We start from the raw sequence: 20,059 nt of genomic DNA, 5'->3' as shown, positions 1-20,059 counted from the left end.
GGTGGTTGTCGCGCTGGTGCAACCCGATCGACGGCTCGTCGAGCACGTAGAGCACGCCGACGAGGCCCGAGCCGATCTGGGTGGCGAGCCGGATCCGCTGGGCCTCGCCGCCGGACAGCGTGCCGGCCGGCCGGCTGAGCGAGAGGTAGTCGAGCCCGACGTCGAGCAGGAACCCGAGGCGGGCCTGGATCTCCTTGATGACGCGCTCGGCGATCTGCCGCTCCCGCTGGGTCAGCTCGACCCTGTCGAGGAAGCACTTCGTCTCCTCGATCGAGAGGGCGCACACCTCGGCGATGCTGCTCCCCCCGACGAGGACGGCGAGCGACTCCGGCCGGAGCCGCGAGCCACCGCACGCGGGGCAGGGAACCTCACGCATGTAGCCTTCGTACTTCTCGCGGCTCCAGTCCGACTCGGTCTCGGCGTGCCGACGCTTGATGAACGGGACGACGCCTTCGAACCCGGTCGTGTAGGAACGCTCCCGCCCATAGCGGTTGCGGTAGCGGACGTGCACCTTGTAGTTCTGCCCGTGCAGCAGTGCCTCGGTGGCCCGGGCAGGCAACGAGCGCCACGGGGTGTCCATCGTGAACTTGAGGTCGTCGGCCAGCGCGGTCATGACACGCTGGAAGTACTCGGCGGAGCCGGAGCCCTGAGCCCACGGGGCGATCGCGCCCTGCGCGAGCGAGAGGTCGGGATCGGGGATGACGAGATCGGGGTCGACCTCGAGCTCGGTGCCGATCCCGGTACACGTGGGGCACGCCCCGAACGGGGAGTTGAACGAGAAGGAGCGCGGCTGGACCTCGTCCATCGCGAGGGGATGGTTGTTGGGGCAGGCCATCCGTTCCGAGAAGCGACGCTCGCGAGGTGCGTTGTCGTCGCCCTCGTCCTTGCGGTCGACGAAGTCGATCAGGACGACCCCGCCCGCGAGGCCGAGGGCGGTCTCGACCGAGTCGGTGAGGCGCCGCTTGGCACCCGTATCGTCACCCTTGGCCACCAGGCGGTCGACGACCACCTCGATCGTGTGCTTGCGCTGCTTCTCGAGCCGCGGCGGCTCGGTCAGCGTCACCACCTCGCCGTCCACCCGCGCCCGGGCGTAGCCCTTGGTCTGCAGCTCGGCGAACAGGTCGACGAACTCGCCCTTGCGACCCTGCACGACAGGAGCGAGAACCTGGAACCTGGTGCGCTCCGGCAGGGTGAGCAGCTGGTCGACGATCTGCTGTGGGGACTGCTTGGTCACCGGCTCGCCGCACACCGGGCAGTGTGGGCGGCCGGCCCGGGCGAACAGGAGCCGGAGGTAGTCGTAGACCTCGGTGATCGTGCCGACCGTCGAGCGCGGGTTGCGGTTGGTCGACTTCTGGTCGATCGAGACCGCCGGCGACAGTCCCTCGATGAAGTCGACGTCCGGCTTGTCCATCTGACCGAGGAACTGGCGGGCATAGGCCGAGAGCGACTCGACGTAGCGGCGCTGCCCCTCGGCGAATATCGTGTCGAACGCGAGGGAGGACTTGCCGGAGCCGGACAGGCCGGTGAAGACGATGAGGCTGTCACGCGGCAGGTCGACGGAGATGTCCTTGAGGTTGTGCTCCCGCGCACCCCTGACGACGAGGGCATGCGGGTTGGCGGAGGCCTTGACGGTCACGCGCTCCATGGTAGGTGTCTGCACCGACACACCTTCTCGAGTCCTTCACGGGATGAGACGGGCGTCGCGTGGGAGGACACATCCGCCGGCACAGGAGTGAGCGGCATACTCCATGTCATGGCTGACACGACGTGCACGCCCATCGAGGACTATGCCGTGCTCGGCGACCTCAGCACCGCCGCGCTCGTGAGCCGACGCGGCTCGATCGACTGGCTGTGCCTGCCCCGCTTCGACTCGCACGCCTGCTTCGCGGCGCTGCTCGGCACGTCCGGCAACGGGCGGTGGCTGCTCGGGCCGGTGGACCCGGACGCGCACAGCACCCGGCGCTATGTCGACGGCAGCTTCGTGCTCGAGACGGTCCACGAGACCACCACGGGCACGGTGCGGGTCACCGACCTCATGCCGATCGCCGATGGACGCGCCGACGTACTGCGCATCGTCGAGGGCCTGGCGGGGACGGTGCGGATGAGCCACGAGTGGATCGTCCGCTTCGGCTACGGCGAGACCCGGCCCTGGATCAGTCGGCATGTCGAGGATCTCGAGAGCGGCCGGAGCCGGCTCATCACCGCCGTCGCCGGACCGGACATGCTCGTGCTGCGCGGCAGCCGGCTGCCCAGCGCCTCGAACGATCGGCATGTCGACGAGTTCGACGTCGCTGCAGGTGAACGGATGACCTTCTCGACGACGTGGGTCCCCAGCCACCAGTCGATCCCCCCGCCCGAGTCCGTGCAGGCCCGAGTGGCGCAGACCCTCTCCGAGACCAACCGGTGGGCCGACCTGCGCACCTACCAGGGGCCGTACCAGGAGATCGTCACCCGATCGCTGCTCGTGCTGCGCCTGCTCACCAACGGCGTCACCGGGGGCATCGTCGCAGCACCGACGACGTCACTGCCCGAGGACTTCGGGGGTAGGCGCAACTGGGACTACCGCTTCTGCTGGCTGCGCGATGCCGCCCTCACCCTCGAGGCCCTCGTCGGATGCGGCTACGTCGATGCGGCCCAGCACTGGCGCAACTGGCTGCTGCGCGCCATCGCCGGAGACCCGGAGGACATGCAGATCATGTACCGGATCGATGGCGGCAGGGACCTGCACGAGCGCGAGCTCGACCACCTGCCCGGCTACGCCGGGTCCCGTCCGGTCCGGATCGGCAACGCCGCCGCCGCCCAGCGCCAGACGGACGTCCTCGGCGAGGTCATGATCGCCGTCCAGGACGCACGCCGCCGAGGCATGGCGGAGGACGACCAGGCGTGGCAGCTGCAGCAGGCCCTCGTCGACAACCTGGCGGAGCACTGGGACGCGCCCGACAACGGGCTCTGGGAGATCCGCGGCCCGCTGCGCCACTTCACCCACTCCCGGGTGATGGTGTGGGCCGCCTTCGACCAGGCCATCCGCGCCGTTGAGGACTATGGTCTCGATGGTCCGGTCGAGACGTGGCGCGACCTTCGCGACCGGGTCCGCGAGGAGGTGCTGACCCGGGGGTGGGACGAACAGCGGCAGACCTTCGTGCAGCACTACGACACGACCGAGGTCGATGCCTCGCTCCTGGTCATGTCGGCCGTCGGGTTCATCGACGGCGACGACCCGAGGATGCTCGGCACGATCCGCGCCGTCGAGCGCGACCTCATGCCCGACGGGCTCGTTCTGCGCTACCGGACCGAGAGCGGGGTCGACGGCCTGGCGGGCACCGAGCACCCCTTCCTCGCCTGTTCGTTCTGGCTCGTCACCGCCTATGCGAAGGCGGGCCAGGTGGACAAGGCGACCGCGCTGATGGACCGGCTCGTGGGCCTCTGCAACGATGTCGGGCTCCTTGCCGAGGAGTACGACCCGGTCGGCGAGCGCATGGTCGGCAACTTCCCTCAGGCCTTCTCCCACCTGACTCTCGTCGGCGCCGCCCTCGCACTGTGGGAGGCGCGCGGAGGGGAGCCCCATGGACCGCAGTGACGTCACGAGTCGGCTCGTAGACGAACAGACCGACCGTCTGCTGACCACGGTGGCCTCGTTCACCGACGACGACGTGCGCGGTCCCTCGCTGTGTGAGGGCTGGTCCCGGGCGCACGTCCTGACGCATCTGGCCCGCAACGCCGAGGGCATCGCCCGCGCCGCTCGTGCCGCCACGAGCAGGTCTGGCGAGACGATGTATGCCGGCCAGTCCCAGCGTGACGCCGACATCGAGGCCGGTGCCGGCCGCTCGGCGGCGGAGCTGGCCGAGGACGTGCGGCACACCGCCGCGCAGCTCGCGCCGCTCCTCGCGCAGGTGCACCCTCGCGAGCTGCCCGACGTGACGTTCGAGCGGACCCCCGGCGGTGAGCACGTCTTCGCGGCGCGGCTGCCCTTCATGCGGCTTCGCGAGGTCGTCATCCACCACGTCGACCTCGACGCCGGCTTCGGTTTCGAGGACGTCGACGAGGCCGTCGGCGAGCTCTTCCTCCGGGACGCGGCGCGACGCCTCGAGGTGGCTGCGGACGCCCCGGGACTCCGGCTGGAGACCACGACCGGCGACCGGGTCATCGTCGGCGACGGCCGCCTCACCGTCCGTGCCCCGCGAGCCGGGATGCTCAGATGGCTGCTGCGCCGCGACGCCCGTGACGTGACGAGCGACGGTCCGGTACCCGAGCTGCCGAGGGGGTTCTGAGCGATGGCCTACACCGGGAAGGTCCAGCCGGGCGGACCGGTCGACATGCGCGAGCTGGATCGCCTGACGATCCGCAAGCTCTGCGTGTCGGACATGCACAACAACGTCTACCTCCTCACCTGTCGGGCCACGGACGAGCAGCTGCTCGTCGACGCCGCGGAGGAGCCGGACCGGATCATGCAGCTCGTCGCCTCGGGTGGTGGGGGTCTGCACACGGTCGTGACGACCCACCAGCACTGGGACCATGTGCGTGCCCTGTCGGAGGTGATCGCCCGGACCGGTGCCCGGACGGTGGCCGGGCGCGACGATGCCGACGCGCTGCCGGTGCGGGTGGACGTGCCGGTCGATCACGCCGACACGGTGTCGTTCGGCGACATCGACCTCGATGTCATCCACCTGCGCGGCCACACCCCGGGCTCGATCGCCCTGGCCTACCGGGGATCCGACGGGTGGGCGCACCTGTTCACCGGGGACTCGCTCTTCCCGGGCGGCGTCGGGGCGACGCACTATCCGGGTCAGAGCTTCGACTCGCTCATCGAGGACGTCTCGACCCGGGTCTTCGACGTCTACGACGACGACACGTGGTTCTATCCCGGGCACGGCGACGACTCGACGTTGGGCGCCGAGCGGCCACACCTGCAGGAGTGGCGCGACCGCGGCTGGTGACCCGGTCAGCCGGACCCCGGACCGGGCACTCGCGAGGAGGTGGCGGAGCGGCCGGCCCAGGTGGACCGGATGTGGCCGATGTGCTGGGTCATCAGCCGGCGCATCGTGTCACCGTCGCGGGCCAGGGCCGCATCGACCATCTGCTCGTGCTCCTCGGACAGCTGGGCCAGGACGCCGGCCTCGACGAGGGCCTCGAGACCATAGAGCCGGGAGCGGTGCCGTAGGTCGCGGATGACGCTGACGACGTGCGCGTTGCCGTGCAGCGCGAGGAACCGGGTGTGGAACTCGTTGTCCACCTCCGTATACGTGACGAGGTCGTTCGTCGCCGCCGCCTTCGTGATCCGCCTGGCGAGCGGGCGCAGCTCCTGCACCGCCGCGGCGACGGGCCCCGAGCACTGCTCCGCGACGAGGCCCATGACGGGGATCTCGACGAAGCCGCGCAGCTCGGCGATCGCGTCGAGCTCGTGGTCGTCGAGCTCGGTGACCCGGAAGCCCTTGTTGCGGACGACCTCGACGAGGCCCTCACTGACGAGATCGAGCATCGCCTCGCGCACCGGCGTGGCGGAGACCCCGAACTCGGCCGCGAGCTTCGGCGCCGAGTAGACCTGGCCCGGGCGCATCTGCCCGGTGATGAGCAGGGACCGGAGCGTCTCGGCGACCTGTTGGCGCAGGTTGGCGCGGTTGTCGAAGCTCGGCAGCCGGAGCGGCGGCTCGGCCGGACCGTGCTGTGGTGTGGTGCCGGAGAGGCCCATACCTGATGCTGTCACGGCCTTCGGTGTGCTGGTCTTCGGTGTGCTGGCCTTCGGTGTCATGGTCGCGCCCCTGTCTCTCGATCCGGCCGGCTACCGCAGCACGAAGCCCGGCACGAGGTCGTCGCGCGGGTCGACGACGAACGTGCCGTGGCCGAACCGGTGCGCGGTTCCCGTCACCTCGACGATGACCGCGTCATGGCCGTCCGCCTTGACGTGCCGTGCGACCTGCGCCCGGAAGCGGCTGCCGACGATCGAGTCGTGCACGAGGGTCGCCCCGTCCGGCAACGCGCCCGCCAGGCTCTGCTGCGCCACCCGGGCGGCGGTCCCCGAGCCGCACGGCGACCGGTCCACCTCGCCGTCGGAGAACACCACGACGTTGCGCTGGTGCACCGCACCCTCGGCGCTCAGGCCCTCGAACGGCGCGGCCGCCACCGCGTCGCCAGGCTCGACGTCCTCGTGGAAGATCGTCCCGTACACCCCCGAGAGGCGCGGGTCACCGGGGTGCTCCGCGGCACCGACCGAGTTGAGCGCGTCCCGGATCTGTCGCCCGGTCCGGATCAGCTCGGGCAGGTCGGCAGGGCGCACCCGCAATCCGACAGCGGCAGCGGGGACAGCGGCATACATGGCCCCGCCGAAGGCGACGTCACACGTCGCGGTGCCACGGCCGGTCACCACCTCGACCCCCCGTGCGTGCACCCAGCTCGGGACATTGACGAAGGACACGTCACGGATCGCATTGTCACAGAAGGCGACCCGTGCGATCACCCGCCCCGACGGCACGTCGATGACGACGTCCCGCGTGCCGGACTCCTGCGCCGGCACGAGGCCCGTCTCGACCGCCCACACCCCGAGGGCGATCGTGCCGTGGCCGCACGCGGTCGAGAAGCCGTCCTTGTGCCAGAAGAGGACCCCTAGGTCGGCGCCGTCGTCGTCGGGCTCGGTCACGAACCCGCCGTACATGTCGGCGTGGCCGCGTGGCTCGCTGCACAGCAGCCGCCGGGCACGCTGGACCGGCCCGCTCGCGATCGCCGCGACCCGCTTGTCCGCCACGGTCGTCCCTGGAAGCGGCACCGCACCGGCGGCCACGATCCGGAACGGCTCGCCGCCGGTGTGGTAGTCGTCGGTGCGGAACCGGACGGGCAGGTCACGCGCCAAGGTAGGCCTCCACGACCCTCGGGTCGGCGCGTAGCCGGTCGGCGGACCCTTCGATCGTCACGACGCCCGAGTCGAGGACGTAACCCCGGCTGGCGACCTTGAGCGCGGCGCGGGCGTTCTGCTCGATGAGCAGCACGGCGGTGCCCTGCTCGGTGATGGTCCGCACGACGTCCATGACCTGGGCGACCATGAGCGGCGCCAGGCCCATCGACGGCTCGTCGAGCATGAGCAGCTTCGGGCCGGCGATCATGGCCCGTCCGATGGCGAGCATCTGCTGCTCGCCCCCGGAGAGGGTGCCGCCCTGCTGGCCGCGGCGTTCGGCGAGGCGGGGTAGCAGGTCGTAGACCTCGGCGATCCGTGTGTCGATGGCCTTGCCGTCCCTGACCGTGTAGCCGCCGATCTGCAGGTTCTCGTGGACCGTGAGCCGGGAGAAGATCCGGCGGCCCTCCGGGACGTGGATGATCCCCATCTCGACCAGGTCCCACGGCTTGGCGTTCGTGACGTCCTGGCCGAACGCAGTGACGGTGCCGCCCGCGGCGCGCACGATGCCGGAGATCGTACCGACCGTGGTCGACTTGCCGGCGCCGTTGTTGCCGAGCAGGGACACGGTCTCGGCTGCGCCGACGGTGAGGCTCAGACCCCGGAGCGCCTCGACCTTGCCGTAGTTGACGACCAGGTCGGTGACCTGCAGGACGGTGCTCACCGGTCCTCCTCCTGGCTCGCAGCATCGGCCGTGGGGTCCTCGTGCGCCTGGGCGCCGCTGCTGCCGGCGATCCGTTCGGCCTCCTGCTCGGCCTCGGCGTCGTCGGACCCGAGGTAGGCCTCGATCACGGCCGGGTCGGCGCGGATCTGCTCCGGCGTGCCGTCGGCGATCTCCTTGCCGAAGTTGAGCACGACGATCCGCTCGGAGACCTCCATGACCAGGCCCATGTCGTGCTCGATGAGCACGACGGCCGTACCGAGGCCGCTGATCCGGCGGAGCAGGTCGAGCAGCGCCGCCTTCTCGCCGTGGTTCAGGCCCGCCGCCGGCTCGTCGAGCAGCAGCATCTTCGGCTCCCGCGCCAGCGCCCGCGCGATCTCGACCCTGCGCTGCTCGCCGTAGGGCAGGTTGCGCACCTCCGCGCCCCGGTTACCGGCGGCCCCGACGAAGTCGAGCCACCGGTTGGCCTCGTCGGTCGCGGCCTGCTCGCTGCGTCGGTAGCGCGGGGTGTGCAGGACCGCGTCGAACGCGTTCTGCCGGATCCGCACGTGCATGCCGGCCCGGACGTTGTCGAGCACGGACAGCTCACCGAACAGGCGCAGGTTCTGAAACGTCCGTGCGACACCGCGCGCGGCGATCAGGGCAGGGCGCTTGCCGGTGATGTCCGCGCCGGCGAAGCGGATCCGCCCGGCGGTCGGCTTGTAGAACCCGGTGATGCAGTTGAACGCGCTGGTCTTGCCCGCCCCGTTCGGGCCGATCACCGAGAGCACCTCGCCCTCGTGCACGTCGAAGCTCAGCCCCCCGACTGCGGTGACCCCGCCGAAGGTGACGGTGAGCCCGGAGACGTCGAGCAGCACCGGCTCGTCCGTGCTGGAACGGGCTTGGGAGACCGCGGGACTCGTCACCGTGCCACCTCCTCGGGTTCCGGCGATGAGCGCCGGCGCCGACCGCGGTCCGGTTTCTCCTCGACCCGGTGCGGCCAGATCCCCTGAGGCCGGAAGATCATCACCACGATGAGCAGCACCCCGAAGATGAGGTAGCGCCAGTTCTCCGCCCCGCGCAGCAGCTCGGGCAGCAGCGAGATGATGATCGCCCCGATCACGACGCCGGGCGTGGAGCCCATACCGCCGAGGACGACGGCCATCAGGATGAGGGCCGACCAGAGGAAGTTGAAGCTCGGCGGCGAGATCGCCGTCTGGTGCACGGCGAACAGGACCCCGGCAAGCCCGCCGAAGATCGCCCCTGTGACGTATGCCGCGAACTTGACCTTGTACGTGTGGATCCCCATCGCCTCGGCGGCGTCCTCGTCCTCGCGGACGAACCGCCAGGCGCGTCCGAGCCGGCCCCGGCCCAGCCGGGACGAGGCGAGCACGGCCAGTCCGACGACCACCACGACGACCCAGTACGTGGCGATGTCGCTGCGCAGCCCGAAGTCCCCGAAGTCCGGGATACCGAACACCCCGTTCGGCCCACCGGTGAAGTCGAGGTTGTTCGCGGTGATCCGGATGATCTCACCGAAGCCCAGCGTGACGATGGCGAGGTAGTCGCTGCGCAGCCGTAACGTCGGACCCCCGATGAGCAGACCGCCGATCACCGCCGCGATCACGACGAACGGGATCGTGGCCAGGATCGGCCAGCCGAAGGTCGTGGACAGCACCCCGGAGGTGTAGGCGCCGATCGCGAAGAACGCGGCATAGCCCAGGTCGAGCAGGCCGCAGTAGCCGACCACGACGTTCAGGCCCACCGCGAGCATGATGAAGATCAACGCGTCGGTCGAGATCCGGATCGCGTACGCCGACGAGTTGACGAACGGCAACGCCACCGCGACGGCTATGACCAGCCAGCCGAACAGCGGATGCCCGACGACCCGGCTGACCGGGTTGCCACCCTTCCGGCCGGTCGGCGTGAGACCCCCGCCGACCGTGCCGACCGTGGCGGCGCCACGTTCGTCCACGGCCCGCACGAAACCGGACGGGTCCTCGGGGGTCGAGCCGCGCAGGGGTTCGTCGCTCATCAGACACGCTCCGTCACACGCTCACCGAGCAGGCCGGTAGGCCGCACGGTCAGGAACAGGATGAGGAAGCCGAAGGCGAACACGTCCCGCCACTCGCTGCCGAGCCAGGCCGTGCCGAACGACTCGAGCAGCCCGAGGACGACCGCGCCGAGCACGGCCCCGCGGATGTTGCCGATGCCACCGATGACCGCGGCCGTGAACGCCTTCAGCCCGATGATGAAGCCCATCAGGAAGTCGATCTTGCCGTAGTAGGCGCCTGCCATGACGCCGCCGGCACCGGCCAGCGCCGAGCCGATGAAGAAGGTGCGCGAGATGACGTTGTCGACGTTGATCCCCATCAGCAGGCACGCCTTCGGGTCCTGCGAGATCGCCCGCATCGCCCGTCCCGAGCGGGTGCGGCCCACCCACGTGTCGAGCGCGACCATCAGCAGGACCGCCACCAGCATCATGAACAGCTGCGCCCAGGTCAGCCGGGCCCCGAAGATCTCGATCGCCGCGTTGCCGAACCCGACCGGATAGACCCGCGGGTTCGGCCCGTACAGCACCGCGATCCCGTACTCGAGGGCGAAGCTGGCCCCGACCGCCGTGATCAGCACCGACAACCGCGGCGCGCTGCGCAACGGCCGGTAGGCCACCCGCTCCAGGACGAGCCCGAGCGTGCCCGTGAGGATCATCGCGATGATCAGGATGACCACCAGCGCGACCAGCGAGCCACCCCCGAGGGCCCCGGCGCCGATGGTCAGCATCGTGTACCCGGCGAACGCACCGAGCATGTAGATATCGCCGTGGGCGAAGTTGAGCAGCTTGATGATCCCGTAGACCATCGAGTAGCCGAGCGCCACGAGCCCGTAGAACGCGCCGACGAACAGGCCGTTCAGGACGAGCTGGAGGAAGTACTCCACGTTCACCGACTCCTTCGACGTGGGCCCGCGGGACGCCTCATGTCCCGCGGGCCCGAGTGGCTACTTGTTGAGGACGAACCCGTCGCCCTTGACGACCAGGATGTCGAAGCCGCCCTCGCTCAGGGTGTGCTCCGGGGTGAACTTCAGCTTGCCGCTGAAGATCGGGAAGCCGTCGATGGCCTGGAGGGCAGTGATGACCTTCGTGCCGTCGGTGGAGCCGGCGTTCTTGATCGCCTCGACCGCGACCCGCACGGCGTCATACGACTGGGTCGAGTACGGACCCGGGTCGGCGTTGAACGCCTTCTTGTACTTGGCGATCCACGCGTCCCCGCCCGGGATCGTCTGCGGGGTCTGCGTCATCGTCGCGAAGACCCCCTGCGCGTTGTCCTTCCCGGCGATCGTGATCAGCTGCTTGTCGACCGAGCCGTCGGCGACCATGACGTCGCCCTTGTAGCCCGCCGCGCGCAGCTGCTTGATCAGCAGCCCGCCCTCCTGGTAGTAGCCGGTCCAGTAGACGAAGTCCGGGTTGGCCCTCAGGATCGCCGTCACGGCGGCCGAGTAGTCCGACTCGCCGGCCGTGACCGACTCCCGGCTGACGACCTTGAGCGCGGAGTCGCCCTTGGCGTCCTCGGCGGTCCGGGTCGTGATGTCCTTCGAGTACGACGTGTTGTCGTCGACCAGGGCGATCGCCTTGGCGCCCGACTTCTTCATGAAGTCGAGCGCGGCCTGGGCCTGCTGCGCGCCGGTGCCGTTGAGCAGGAAGACGTTCTTGTGCTGGTCCTTGAGCAGGTCGTTCGAGTTCGCGGCCGGGATGATCATCGGGATGTTGGCCTTGCCGAAGATCGACAGGGTCGGCAGGGTGGCCGAGGAGCAGTAGCCGCCGACCGACACGTTGGTGCCCGCGGTGACGAGCTTGGCGGCGGCGGCCGCCGCCGTCTTCGGGTCACACGCCCCGTCCTCGGCGACGAGCTTCACCTGGCGCCCGATGACCCCGCCGGCCTCGTTGGCCTCGTTGACCGCGAGCTGCGCGCCGTTCTTCATGTAGGGACCGATGGCGGCACTGCTGCCGCTGAGCGGGGTGACCATCCCGAGGACGATGTCGCCCGTGTCGCCGCCGCCGCTACCCGAGTCGCCGGTGATCCCGCCTCCCCCGCAGGACGTCAGTGCGAGGACGGCGCCGGCCGCGGCTGCGACCGCCCCGACCCGTGTGGTGCGCATCATTGAGATCTCCCCTCCGGACGGCCAGGCCGTCATCGACTGCCGCCACCTATGTTGTGTGACATTGCACGAATCTAGGGACTGCGGAGGTCCGGGACAAGGGCATGCGGGGCTGTTGCCAAACCGTGACCTGCGACGGTCCGGACATGTCAGGACTCGTCCGACGGTCAGAGCTCGAACCCCGCCGGGAAGGGATCGGTCGGGTCGAGCATGTACTGGGCGGTGCCCGTGACCCAGGCCCGGCCGGTGATGCTGGGCAGGATGCCCGGCCGGCCGCCGACCGTCGTCTCGCCGAGGATCCGGGCGGTGAACCGGCTCCCGATGAACGACTCGTTGACGATCTCCTGGCCGACCGCGATGGTCCCGCGGGCGTGCTGCTGCGCGAGTCGGGCACTCGTGCCCGTGCCGCAGGGCGAGCGGTCGAACCAGCCGGGGTGGATCGCCATCGCGTGCCGCCCGTGCAGTGGCGTCGAGTCGGGAGCCTCGAGGTAGACGTGGTGGCACACGTCGATGTCCGGCCGCTCCGGGTGTGCGACGGGGTTCTGCGCGTTGATCGCGTCCATGATCGCCAGCCCCGCGTCGAGCAGCCTCCCCTTGGCGCTGCGCTCGAAGCGCAGGCCGAGGTCGGCCAGCTTGACGAACGCGTAGAAGTTGCCGCCGTACGCGATGTCGTAGATGACCGGCCCGAAGCCCGGCACCTCGACGACCTGGTCGAGGGCGTGGGCATACGAGGGCACGTTGTCGAGCGTCACCGAGGTGGCGGCGCCGCCGGAGACCGCGACCCGGGCGACGACGAGCCCGGCCGGGGTGTCGAGGTGGATGACCGTCTCCGGCTCGCTCACCTCGACCATCCCGGTCTCGACCAGGACGGTCGCGACGCCGATCGTGCCGTGCCCGCACATCGGCAGGCACCCGGAGACCTCGATGTAGAGCACGCCGACGTCCGCGTCGGGACGGGTCGGCGGTTGCAGGATCGCGCCGGACATCGACGAGTGCCCGCGTGGCTCGCACATGAGCAGGGTGCGCAGGTCGTCGCGCTCGGCCATGAACCGGAGCCGGCGCTCGGCCATCGTCTCCCCCGGCAGGACGCCGACCCCGCCGGTGATGACGCGGGTCGGCATCCCCTCGGTGTGGGAGTCGACGGCGTGGAAGAGCTTGCGACTACGCATCGACGGTCAGGCTAGTCGGTCACGCGAGGCCGGCGTCGATGACCGCCTGCGTGGCCTCGCGGACGACCTTCTCCTGCTCCGCCGTGAGCGGCAGGCGCGGCGGGCGGCAGGTGCCGCCGTTGCGCCCGATCATGTCCTGGCCGAGCTTGATGGCCTGGATGAACTCCGTCTTGGAGTCCCAGCGCAGCACCGGGTGCAGCATCCGGTAGAGCGGCAGCGCCTTCTCCACATCCCGCGCCACCGAGGCTCGGAACAGCTCGATACAGGCCTGCGGGAAGACCTGCGGGTAGCCGGCCACCCAGCCCTTGGCGCCCGCGATGCCGACCTCCAGAACGGTGTCGTCGGTGCCGATCATCAGGTCGATCCCGGGGGCCAGCTCGCTGAGCTCGTAACAGCGCCGGACGTCGCCGGAGAACTCCTTGACCCCGACGATGAAGCCCTCCTCGTAGAGCTTGGCGAGCAGCGGCGGGGTCAGGTCGACCTTGGTGTCGATCGGGTTGTTGTATGCCGTGACGGGCAGACCGGCGCTCGCGAGCAGCTCGAAGTGCGCGAGCACGGAGCGGTCGTCGGCCCGGTAGGCGTTCGGGGGCAGCCCCATGACGGCCTTGGCACCGAGGTCCTTGGCGACCTGCGCGTGTCGCTTCGACTCGCGGCCGCTGTAGGCGCCAACGCCCGGCATGACGACGAAGTCGTCACCGCCGGCCTCGACGGCGGTCTGCACGACCTTGTCGCGCTCCTCCCAGGACAGCGACTGGTACTCGCCGAGCGAGCCGTTCGGGGCGACGCCGTCGAGGCCCTGCTCCTTGAGCCAGGCCACGTTGTCCTTGTAGGCGCCGAAGTCGATCTCCCCGTCGGCGTCGAACTGCAGGCTCGTCGCGACGAGGATGCCGTGCCACGGCTTCTTGTCGGTGTCCGTCATGAGTCACTCCTGAACTAGAGGTGGGGGTATGCCGCTCAGCCCGGTCCCAGCCGACCGTGACCGTCAGTGCAATATTACATTGCATCGTCGGAAATGCCAGTCCGTCTCGACGGACGAGCGGTCGGCTCGGCGAGCGCCCCGAGTGTCCCGAGCGGGACCGGCGCGGCGACGAGGCGCTCCACCGCGGGCCCCGGGCGACCCGATGACAGCAACGCTGCCGCGTAACCGCACACCCGGCCCTGGCACCACCCCATGCCGGTCCGGGTCAGCTGCTTGACCTGCCGGGCATCGCGGGCGCCCCGCTCGTCGATCGCGGCGCGGACCGCACCGAGGGTCACCTCCTCGCACCGGCACACGATCGTGTCGGGCGCCAGGCGGTCGGCCCAGCCCGCGGGGACCGGGTGGGCGCGGAGGATCGCCGTCGCGAAGGCTCGCTGACGGGTGACGACTCGTCGCGCCGAAGACACCACGTCGGCAGGCACCCGGCCGTCGGTCAGGTCCGCGACGACCGCAGCAGCAGCGAGCCTGCCCTCGGTCAGGGCGAGGGGCGCTCCCCCGACTCCACACACCTCTCCGGCCGCATAGACGCCCGGCCGGCTCGTACGCTGGGCGTCGTCGACGGCGACGACCTCGGTCCCGGCCACGTCCGGCGTCAGGTCGACACCCAGGGTCACCGCGAGGTCGAGCTGGGGGCTGAATCCCCAGCCCACCCCGACCGCGTCGACGGCCACGCGCTGGTCACTGCCCGGCACGGGGTGCCCGGCCCGGTCCAGGCGCGCCAGCGTGATCGCCTCGACACGGTCGGCGCCGTGAGCGGCGACGACCATCCGTCCGGCCCGGACCGGCACTCGGTGCCGCAGCAGCGCCGCGGCGTAGCCGGCGCCCTCGCCGAGCTTCCCGGCGTTCCGCGCGACGGCCCGGCCCTCACGGAGCCAGCGCGCCGGCCGGTTCGCCTCGTAGACCCCGACCACCGTGGCGCCGTGGCGGGCCAGCCCGGCGGCGACCGGCAGCAGGAACGGTCCCGTGCCGCCGAGCGCGACGCGGCGCCCTGCGACGACGCCGCCCGCCTTGAGCAACGCCTGCAGCCCACCGACGGTCATCACCCCGGGCAGGTCCCAGCCGGGGAAGGGCAGCGCCCGGTCGAAGGCGCCCGTTGCCAGGACGAGGGCGCGCGCCACGGTGGTGGACCCGGGCACGTGGCTCGGGCCACGGCCGCGGTCGACGGCGTGGACGGCATACCCCTGCATGTCGGGCACCGCAGACCACACGTGATGCTGGGAGCGGAGCTGCAGGCGCCCATCGGTGCGGCCCTGCTCGAGACGGTGCAGCAGTGCGTCGAACCTGGCCCGGTCGTGGTGCAGGTCGGCGAGCTCGGCGGGGTCGAGCGCATCGGCACCGACGGCTGGAGCCGGCTGCCGCCAGTACTGGCCACCCGGCCCGTGACCCGCGTCGACGACCACGACGGACAGCGAGGAGTGCTCGAGGATCGTTGCGGCACAGGCCAACCCGGCCGGTCCCGCGCCGACGACGAGGACGTCAGTCGTGCTCATGGCCCGTGCCCTCCTGCGTCGTGACGGTCAGTCCGGGCTCGGCCACCACGAGGCAGGCCCGCTGGTTCGGCTCGCCCTCGACCGTCACCAGGCAGTCGAAGCAGATGCCGATCCCGCAGAACAGCCCACGCCGCACCCCGCCCACGCGGGTCGTGCGCCATGACACCTGCCCAGCGGCCACGAGCGCGGCACCGATGGTCTGGCCCGGCCGGAACTCGATGCCGGCGCCGTCGAACTCGAACGTGCTCACTGGCCCACCGTCCTTACACCTGCTGCTCGCTCGGGCCCGCGAAGCGGTCCGGCAGCAGCTCGGCCCACTCCCCCGCCGACTCGTGGGTTCGGGCCCCGGTGACGTAGTCGCCGACGAGCCGGCCCGTGCCCGCGGCGAGCCCGATCCCCGCGCCCTCGTGGCCGCAGGCGTGGATGACCCCCGGCACCCGGGGGTCCGGGCCGATGACCGGCAGGTGGTCCGGGCAGTACGGCCGGAAGCCGCGGTACACGCGCAGCAGGTTGACCCGGGCCAGGAACGGGAAGAGCGCGACGGCCTGCCGGGCCAGCGTCTCCACGACGGGGACCGACAGGGTCGTGTCGAAGCCGACGCGCTCCCGGCTCGCCCCGATGAGGACCGTCCCGCCCCGGGTGCCCTCCACGACGCACGACGTCTCGAGCCCCGCGTCGGACGAGCCGACGTTGTCGACGTAGTCCGCCGAGTAGACCTTGTGCCGCACGAGCGGCGGCAGCGGCTCGGTGACCAGGACGAACCCGCGCCGCGGCAGCACCGGCACCGGCGCCCCGAGCCGCTCGCTCACCTCACCGCCCCACGTCCCGGACGCGTTGACGACGACGTCAGCCTCGATCACCTGACCATCCGCAGTCCGTATGCCGCTCAGCGAGCCGTCGCCGTCCCTGACCGCTGCTGTCACGTCCGTCCCGGTCCGGAAGGTGGCTCCCCGCTCCAGCGCCGCGGCGAGCAGGGCGGCGGCGGCGAGGACCGGTTGGACCTGCATGTCCTCGGGGTAGTGAACAGCCCCGGGCAGCCCGGCAGCCAGGCGCGGTTCGAGGACCTGGGGGTCGCCGACGTCGAGCGCGGTCACCCCCGCGGCGCGTTGCCCGGTGGCGAAGCGGGCCAGGGCCTCGAGCCCCGCCCGCGACTGAGCGACGACGAGTCCGCCCTTCTCCTCGAGCTCGATCAGCGACGGCCCGATGAGCTCGCCGACCTCGAGCCACGCCCGGCGGGACAGCTCGGCGAGGGAGAGCTCGGTGCCGGGTCCCTTGTCGGAGACGAGGATGTTGCCCTCACCACGGCTGGTCGTGCCGGAGCCCACGGCGCTTCGGTCGACGACGACGACCTCGACGCCGCGACGCGTCAGAGCCTCGGCGCAGGCCGACCCGACGATCCCCGCGCCGATGATGACCGCCCGAGTCATCGGTGGTACCCGTATCGCATGGTGTGTAATGTTACACATTACTGAGGCGGAGTCGTACCCTTGCGTCGAGGCGCGCGTGACCCGCTCACGACCCGCCGGTATGTCGGACCAGACCAGGCAAGGAGAGCCATGACAGTCACTGGCCAGTCGATCATCGCGGGAGTCCCCACCTCGGGTACGGCCGGCACCTTCCGCGCAGTCGACCCGTCGACGGACGAGCCGATCGGGCCGGAGGTAAAGGCTCTGACGATCGACGAGCTCCGGGCGGCCACCACGGCTGCTGCCGGAGCCTTCCCGGACTACCGCGCCACTGCTCCGCAGGACCGGGCCCGCTTCCTCGAGACCGTCGCCGAGCAGATCGAGGCGATCGGGGACGAGCTGCCCGAGACGGCCGCGGCGGAGTCCGGGCTGCCCACCGCCCGGGTCCAGGGCGAGCGAACGCGCACCTGCGGCCAGCTGCGCGTCTTTGCCGGTGTCGTCCGGCAGGGCGACCACCTCGGGGTCCGCGTCGACCCCGCCCAGCCCCAGCGCGAGCCGCTGCCCCGGCCCGATCTGCGCATGCGCCAGGTCCCGATCGGGCCGGTCGCGGTCTTCGGGGCGAGCAACTTCCCGCTCGCCTTCTCCACCGCCGGGGGTGACACCGCCTCGGCCTTGGCGGCCGGCTGCCCCGTCGTCGTCAAGGGTCACAACGCCCATCCGGGCACGGCCGAGCTCGTCGGGCGGGCGGTCGCCCGTGCCGCCGAGCTGAGCGGCATGCCGGCCGGTGTCTTCTCCCTCGTCTTCGGCATCGGCAACGAGATCGGCGCCGCCCTCGTGACCGACCCGGCCATCCAGGGAGTCGGTTTCACCGGCTCGCGAGGGGGCGGGCTCGCCCTCGTCGCGCAGGCCGCGAAGCGTCCGCAGCCGATCCCGGTCTATGCCGAGATGTCCTCGGTCAACCCCGTCGTCGTCCTGCCCGGCGCGCTGGAGGGTGACCGGTCCGGGCTCGCCACCGGCTACGTCACCTCCCTGACGAACGGGTCGGGACAGTTCTGCACCAACCCCGGGCTGCTCTTCCTGCCGAGCGGCGCGTCTGGCGACCGCTTCCTCGATGCGGTCGGCGAGGCGGTGCGGACGTGCTCCGGCCAGACCATGCTGACGCCGCAGATCCGGGCCCACTTCGACGAGCGGGCCTCCTTCCTGGCGAGCGCTCCGGCCGTCGCGACCGTGGCGACCGGCACGGTCGGCCAGGCGGCGAACGCCCCGGCTCCCGCCGTCTTCGCGACCGAGCTCGACGACTTCGTGGCCGAGGAAGGGCTCGCCGAGGAGGTCTTCGGGGCGGCCGGCCTGGTCGTCCGCTATCCCGACGTCGAGTCGCTCGCCACGGTCCTGGGCGGGCTCGAGGGTCAGCTGACCGCGACGATCCATGGCACGGACTCCGACCTGGACGATGCCCGCGTGATCGTCCCGGTGCTCGAGACCCGGGCGGGCCGGATCCTCTGGGGCGGTTGGCCGACCGGTGTCGAGGTGAGCGAGGCGATGGTGCACGGCGGTCCGTATCCGGCGACCTCGGACCCTCGCTCGACGTCGGTCGGCACGCTCGCGATCGAGCGCTGGCAGCGTCCGGTCTGCTACCAGGACCTGCCCGCGGCGCTGCTGCCCGATGCGGTGCGCGACGAGAACCCGTGGCAGCTCGTGCGGCGGGTCGACGGCACGCTCCAGCTGCCCTGATCGGACCGACCTGGCTGCCCTGGCCGCAGCCGCGGCCTGGCCATCACCGTGCCGTCGGTCTGCAGGCGGGTGCTCACCTCATGCGTCCAAGGGCCCGCTCTGGGCGACGGTGCGGGCGAGGGGCCGCGCGTTGCCGTCGCCATCGAGCAGCAGGTCTCCCAGCTGCACACCGGGGTAGGCCGTCTCGACGTCTAGGGGCTTCACGCCCGTCGGAATCTCGGAGTAGAACTTCCGCATCGAGGCGATGGAGCAGTACGGGTCGTTCGGTGCGACGGCGAGCAGCGTCGGCGCAGTGGAACCTGGCCCCGCTGATCCCGCCCACGCAGCGGTACTCGCGCGTGTCTACCGCGGACAGCGGGAGCTGATCGACCACCTGCTGGTCAGCCACGTGCTGCTCGACACCGTGCAGGCTGTTTCCACGGGCGGCCAGCCCGATCTGGCCCGCTGGTCGATTGGACCGGCGAGCAGGCGCAGGTGATGCCGGCCAGGCCCGGGAGATGTGGGCTCGAGAATGCGCCCGCACGGCACACGCTGCTGAGCGCCCCACACTGGCTCGTCCCGTCTCCAGCATCGGTACCTGCTCGGCAACACCACCCCCGCACAACGAACGCCTCACCGGCGCGCCAACTCCCGAATCGTGGGAGCGTCTCGTCGGGTGAGGCCACCCAAGACTGTCCCACCAACTGCCCCACGGCCGGGTGGTCCTGCAAGCAACAGCACATCCTGGCCAGGACAGCGGTGGACCAACGGCGCGAGCGAGGGCCGTCACGGAATTCCTTGGCCTGCGCCTCGCGCCGCACCAGCCCGCGGCCCGTGCGTGGCTGGGAGGGCAGGGCTGGCTCGGCGACATGCGGCGCCGTCGGCGCAAGCACGTTCTGACGCCACGCTGACGTGTCTGCCGCACCGTGGTCCTGTCGCCCACACCGGTGGGACCGGCACCACCGTCGGCGGTGAGGGCCGCCACGCACAAAGGAAGCCATCATGAACACTCGCACCACCACCAAGCTCGCCATCGCATCCGCGATCGCCGGCCTGGTCCCACTCGGGCTGGCCGTGCCGGCCCAAGCAGCGACCGTGGTCAGCCACGACGGCTGCACGATCACCGTCGACGCACCCGAGTTCAGGAACGTCTTCAACGCTGCCGGCGCGAAGCTGTTCGACTACGACTACCACCTGACCTGCGCGGCATCGGCAGCCGGCGTGTCGGTCGAGGTGAGGCCGGAACGCTGGGAGAGCGACCTCGTCGGCCGCGCCGGTGACCCCGACGCCCCCGACGAGTTCACCGGACGGTCGACGCAGAACCTCTCCTTCGCGGCTGCCGGCCAGACGAGGAACATCATCGTGCGGGCCACTCTGCCCGCCGCCAACGACGACACCGACGTGCCGCTCGAGATGTTCCAGGTCACCAAGTTCCGGGTGACGAGCGGGGCCGTGACGGGCACCTGGTCGAGCGAGGCCATCGGGAACTCGCGCGCGCTCACTCCGTAACCTGACCGGCCCGGCGGTGCGCACGGCCACGGCCGTGGGCACCGCCGCGTATCACCAAGGACCCGAGTCCTACTTGCTCGGAAGAGTCCGTCGCACACCACCCCCCAAGCGCTCAGCCGCC

The 20,059-nt window shown here is 71.0% G+C and carries 20 protein-coding genes; 6 read left to right on the top strand and 14 right to left on the bottom strand.

What is annotated here, in order from left to right; genetic code table 11:
- A partial coding sequence (uvrA, locus tag L0H79_RS05540) for an excinuclease ABC subunit UvrA (RefSeq protein WP_301483567.1) occupies positions 1-1,645 on the bottom strand: 1,645 nt, incomplete at its 3' end.
- 108 nt (positions 1,646-1,753) lie between these two features.
- On the opposite strand from uvrA, the gene L0H79_RS05535 reads away from it, so the two are divergent.
- Genes L0H79_RS05535 through L0H79_RS05525 form a run of 3 tightly spaced genes read left to right on the top strand, consistent with a single transcriptional unit; the run spans position 1,754 to position 4,934 of the window.
- Entirely contained in the window at positions 1,754-3,577 is a 1,824-nt protein-coding gene (locus L0H79_RS05535) for a glycoside hydrolase family 15 protein (RefSeq protein ID WP_301483566.1), read from the top strand.
- Entirely contained in the window at positions 3,564-4,268 is a 705-nt protein-coding gene (locus L0H79_RS05530) for a maleylpyruvate isomerase family mycothiol-dependent enzyme (protein WP_301483565.1), read from the top strand. Before L0H79_RS05535 ends, L0H79_RS05530 begins: the two co-directional genes overlap by 14 nt.
- Positions 4,269-4,271: 3 nt before the next feature.
- Positions 4,272-4,934, top strand: coding sequence for an MBL fold metallo-hydrolase (locus tag L0H79_RS05525; protein ID WP_301483564.1), 663 nt, complete (start codon positions 4,272-4,274; stop codon positions 4,932-4,934).
- Positions 4,935-4,939: 5 nt separating this feature from the next.
- Here L0H79_RS05525 and L0H79_RS05520 read toward each other — a convergent pair whose 3' ends face one another.
- The 12 genes from L0H79_RS05520 to L0H79_RS05465 form a co-directional block, all read right to left on the bottom strand.
- Complete coding sequence (locus tag L0H79_RS05520) at positions 4,940-5,701, bottom strand: GntR family transcriptional regulator (RefSeq protein WP_301483563.1); 762 nt, start codon at positions 5,699-5,701, stop codon at positions 4,940-4,942.
- A 75-nt stretch (positions 5,702-5,776) separates the two neighbouring features.
- On the bottom strand, positions 5,777-6,841 hold the full coding sequence (locus L0H79_RS05515) for a proline racemase family protein (protein WP_301483562.1): 1,065 nt from the start codon (positions 6,839-6,841) through the stop codon (positions 5,777-5,779).
- Positions 6,831-7,544, bottom strand: a complete 714-nt coding sequence (locus L0H79_RS05510; protein ID WP_301483561.1) for an ABC transporter ATP-binding protein — start codon at positions 7,542-7,544, stop codon at positions 6,831-6,833. Before L0H79_RS05510 ends, L0H79_RS05515 begins: the two co-directional genes overlap by 11 nt.
- Positions 7,541-8,446, bottom strand: a complete 906-nt coding sequence (locus L0H79_RS05505) for an ABC transporter ATP-binding protein (RefSeq protein WP_301483560.1) — start codon at positions 8,444-8,446, stop codon at positions 7,541-7,543. The genes L0H79_RS05510 and L0H79_RS05505 overlap by 4 nt, the downstream gene beginning before the upstream one ends.
- The gene (locus tag L0H79_RS05500) at positions 8,443-9,555 is read right to left on the bottom strand and encodes a branched-chain amino acid ABC transporter permease (RefSeq protein ID WP_301483559.1); all 1,113 of its coding nucleotides are present in this window, start codon (positions 9,553-9,555) and stop codon (positions 8,443-8,445) included. Before L0H79_RS05500 ends, L0H79_RS05505 begins: the two co-directional genes overlap by 4 nt.
- Positions 9,555-10,463 (bottom strand): branched-chain amino acid ABC transporter permease, encoded by a 909-nt coding sequence (locus L0H79_RS05495; RefSeq protein ID WP_301483558.1) that lies wholly within the window; start codon positions 10,461-10,463, stop codon positions 9,555-9,557. Before L0H79_RS05495 ends, L0H79_RS05500 begins: the two co-directional genes overlap by 1 nt.
- A 54-nt stretch (positions 10,464-10,517) precedes the next feature.
- Positions 10,518-11,678: a branched-chain amino acid ABC transporter substrate-binding protein gene (locus L0H79_RS05490; protein ID WP_301483557.1), complete on the bottom strand. Its 1,161-nt coding sequence runs from the start codon at positions 11,676-11,678 to the stop codon at positions 10,518-10,520.
- Between the two features lie 164 nt (positions 11,679-11,842).
- Entirely contained in the window at positions 11,843-12,844 is a 1,002-nt protein-coding gene (locus L0H79_RS05485) for a proline racemase family protein (protein WP_301483556.1), read from the bottom strand.
- A gap of 19 nt (positions 12,845-12,863) precedes the next feature.
- Positions 12,864-13,763, bottom strand: a complete 900-nt coding sequence (locus L0H79_RS05480) for a dihydrodipicolinate synthase family protein (protein WP_301483555.1) — start codon at positions 13,761-13,763, stop codon at positions 12,864-12,866.
- A gap of 74 nt (positions 13,764-13,837) precedes the next feature.
- The gene (locus L0H79_RS05475; RefSeq protein ID WP_301483554.1) at positions 13,838-15,313 is read right to left on the bottom strand and encodes an NAD(P)/FAD-dependent oxidoreductase; all 1,476 of its coding nucleotides are present in this window, start codon (positions 15,311-15,313) and stop codon (positions 13,838-13,840) included.
- Positions 15,300-15,563 (bottom strand): (2Fe-2S)-binding protein, encoded by a 264-nt coding sequence (locus L0H79_RS05470; protein ID WP_301483553.1) that lies wholly within the window; start codon positions 15,561-15,563, stop codon positions 15,300-15,302. Before L0H79_RS05470 ends, L0H79_RS05475 begins: the two co-directional genes overlap by 14 nt.
- 13 nt (positions 15,564-15,576) lie before the next feature.
- Positions 15,577-16,740: an FAD-binding oxidoreductase gene (locus L0H79_RS05465; RefSeq protein WP_301483552.1), complete on the bottom strand. Its 1,164-nt coding sequence runs from the start codon at positions 16,738-16,740 to the stop codon at positions 15,577-15,579.
- Between the two features lie 129 nt (positions 16,741-16,869).
- On the opposite strand from L0H79_RS05465, the gene L0H79_RS05460 reads away from it, so the two are divergent.
- Positions 16,870-18,450, top strand: coding sequence for an aldehyde dehydrogenase (NADP(+)) (locus L0H79_RS05460; RefSeq protein WP_301483551.1), 1,581 nt, complete (start codon positions 16,870-16,872; stop codon positions 18,448-18,450).
- Positions 18,451-18,528: 78 nt separating this feature from the next.
- Here L0H79_RS05460 and L0H79_RS05455 read toward each other — a convergent pair whose 3' ends face one another.
- On the bottom strand, positions 18,529-18,687 hold the full coding sequence (locus tag L0H79_RS05455; RefSeq protein WP_301483550.1) for a hypothetical protein: 159 nt from the start codon (positions 18,685-18,687) through the stop codon (positions 18,529-18,531).
- Between the two features lie 7 nt (positions 18,688-18,694).
- Here L0H79_RS05455 and L0H79_RS05450 point away from each other — a divergent pair, with 7 nt between their 5' ends.
- Both L0H79_RS05450 and L0H79_RS05445 read left to right on the top strand, forming a co-directional pair.
- A complete protein-coding gene (locus tag L0H79_RS05450; RefSeq protein ID WP_301483549.1) occupies positions 18,695-18,928 on the top strand; it encodes a hypothetical protein in 234 nt (77 codons plus the stop codon).
- A gap of 503 nt (positions 18,929-19,431) precedes the next feature.
- The gene (locus L0H79_RS05445; protein WP_301483548.1) at positions 19,432-19,938 is read left to right on the top strand and encodes a hypothetical protein; all 507 of its coding nucleotides are present in this window, start codon (positions 19,432-19,434) and stop codon (positions 19,936-19,938) included.
- Positions 19,939-20,059: the final 121 nt, after the last annotated feature.

Origin of the sequence: Intrasporangium sp. (assembly GCF_030452765.1) — a bacterium.
Taxonomy (GTDB): domain Bacteria; phylum Actinomycetota; class Actinomycetes; order Actinomycetales; family Dermatophilaceae; genus Intrasporangium_A.
This window is presented reverse-complemented; position numbering and strand designations above follow the sequence as displayed.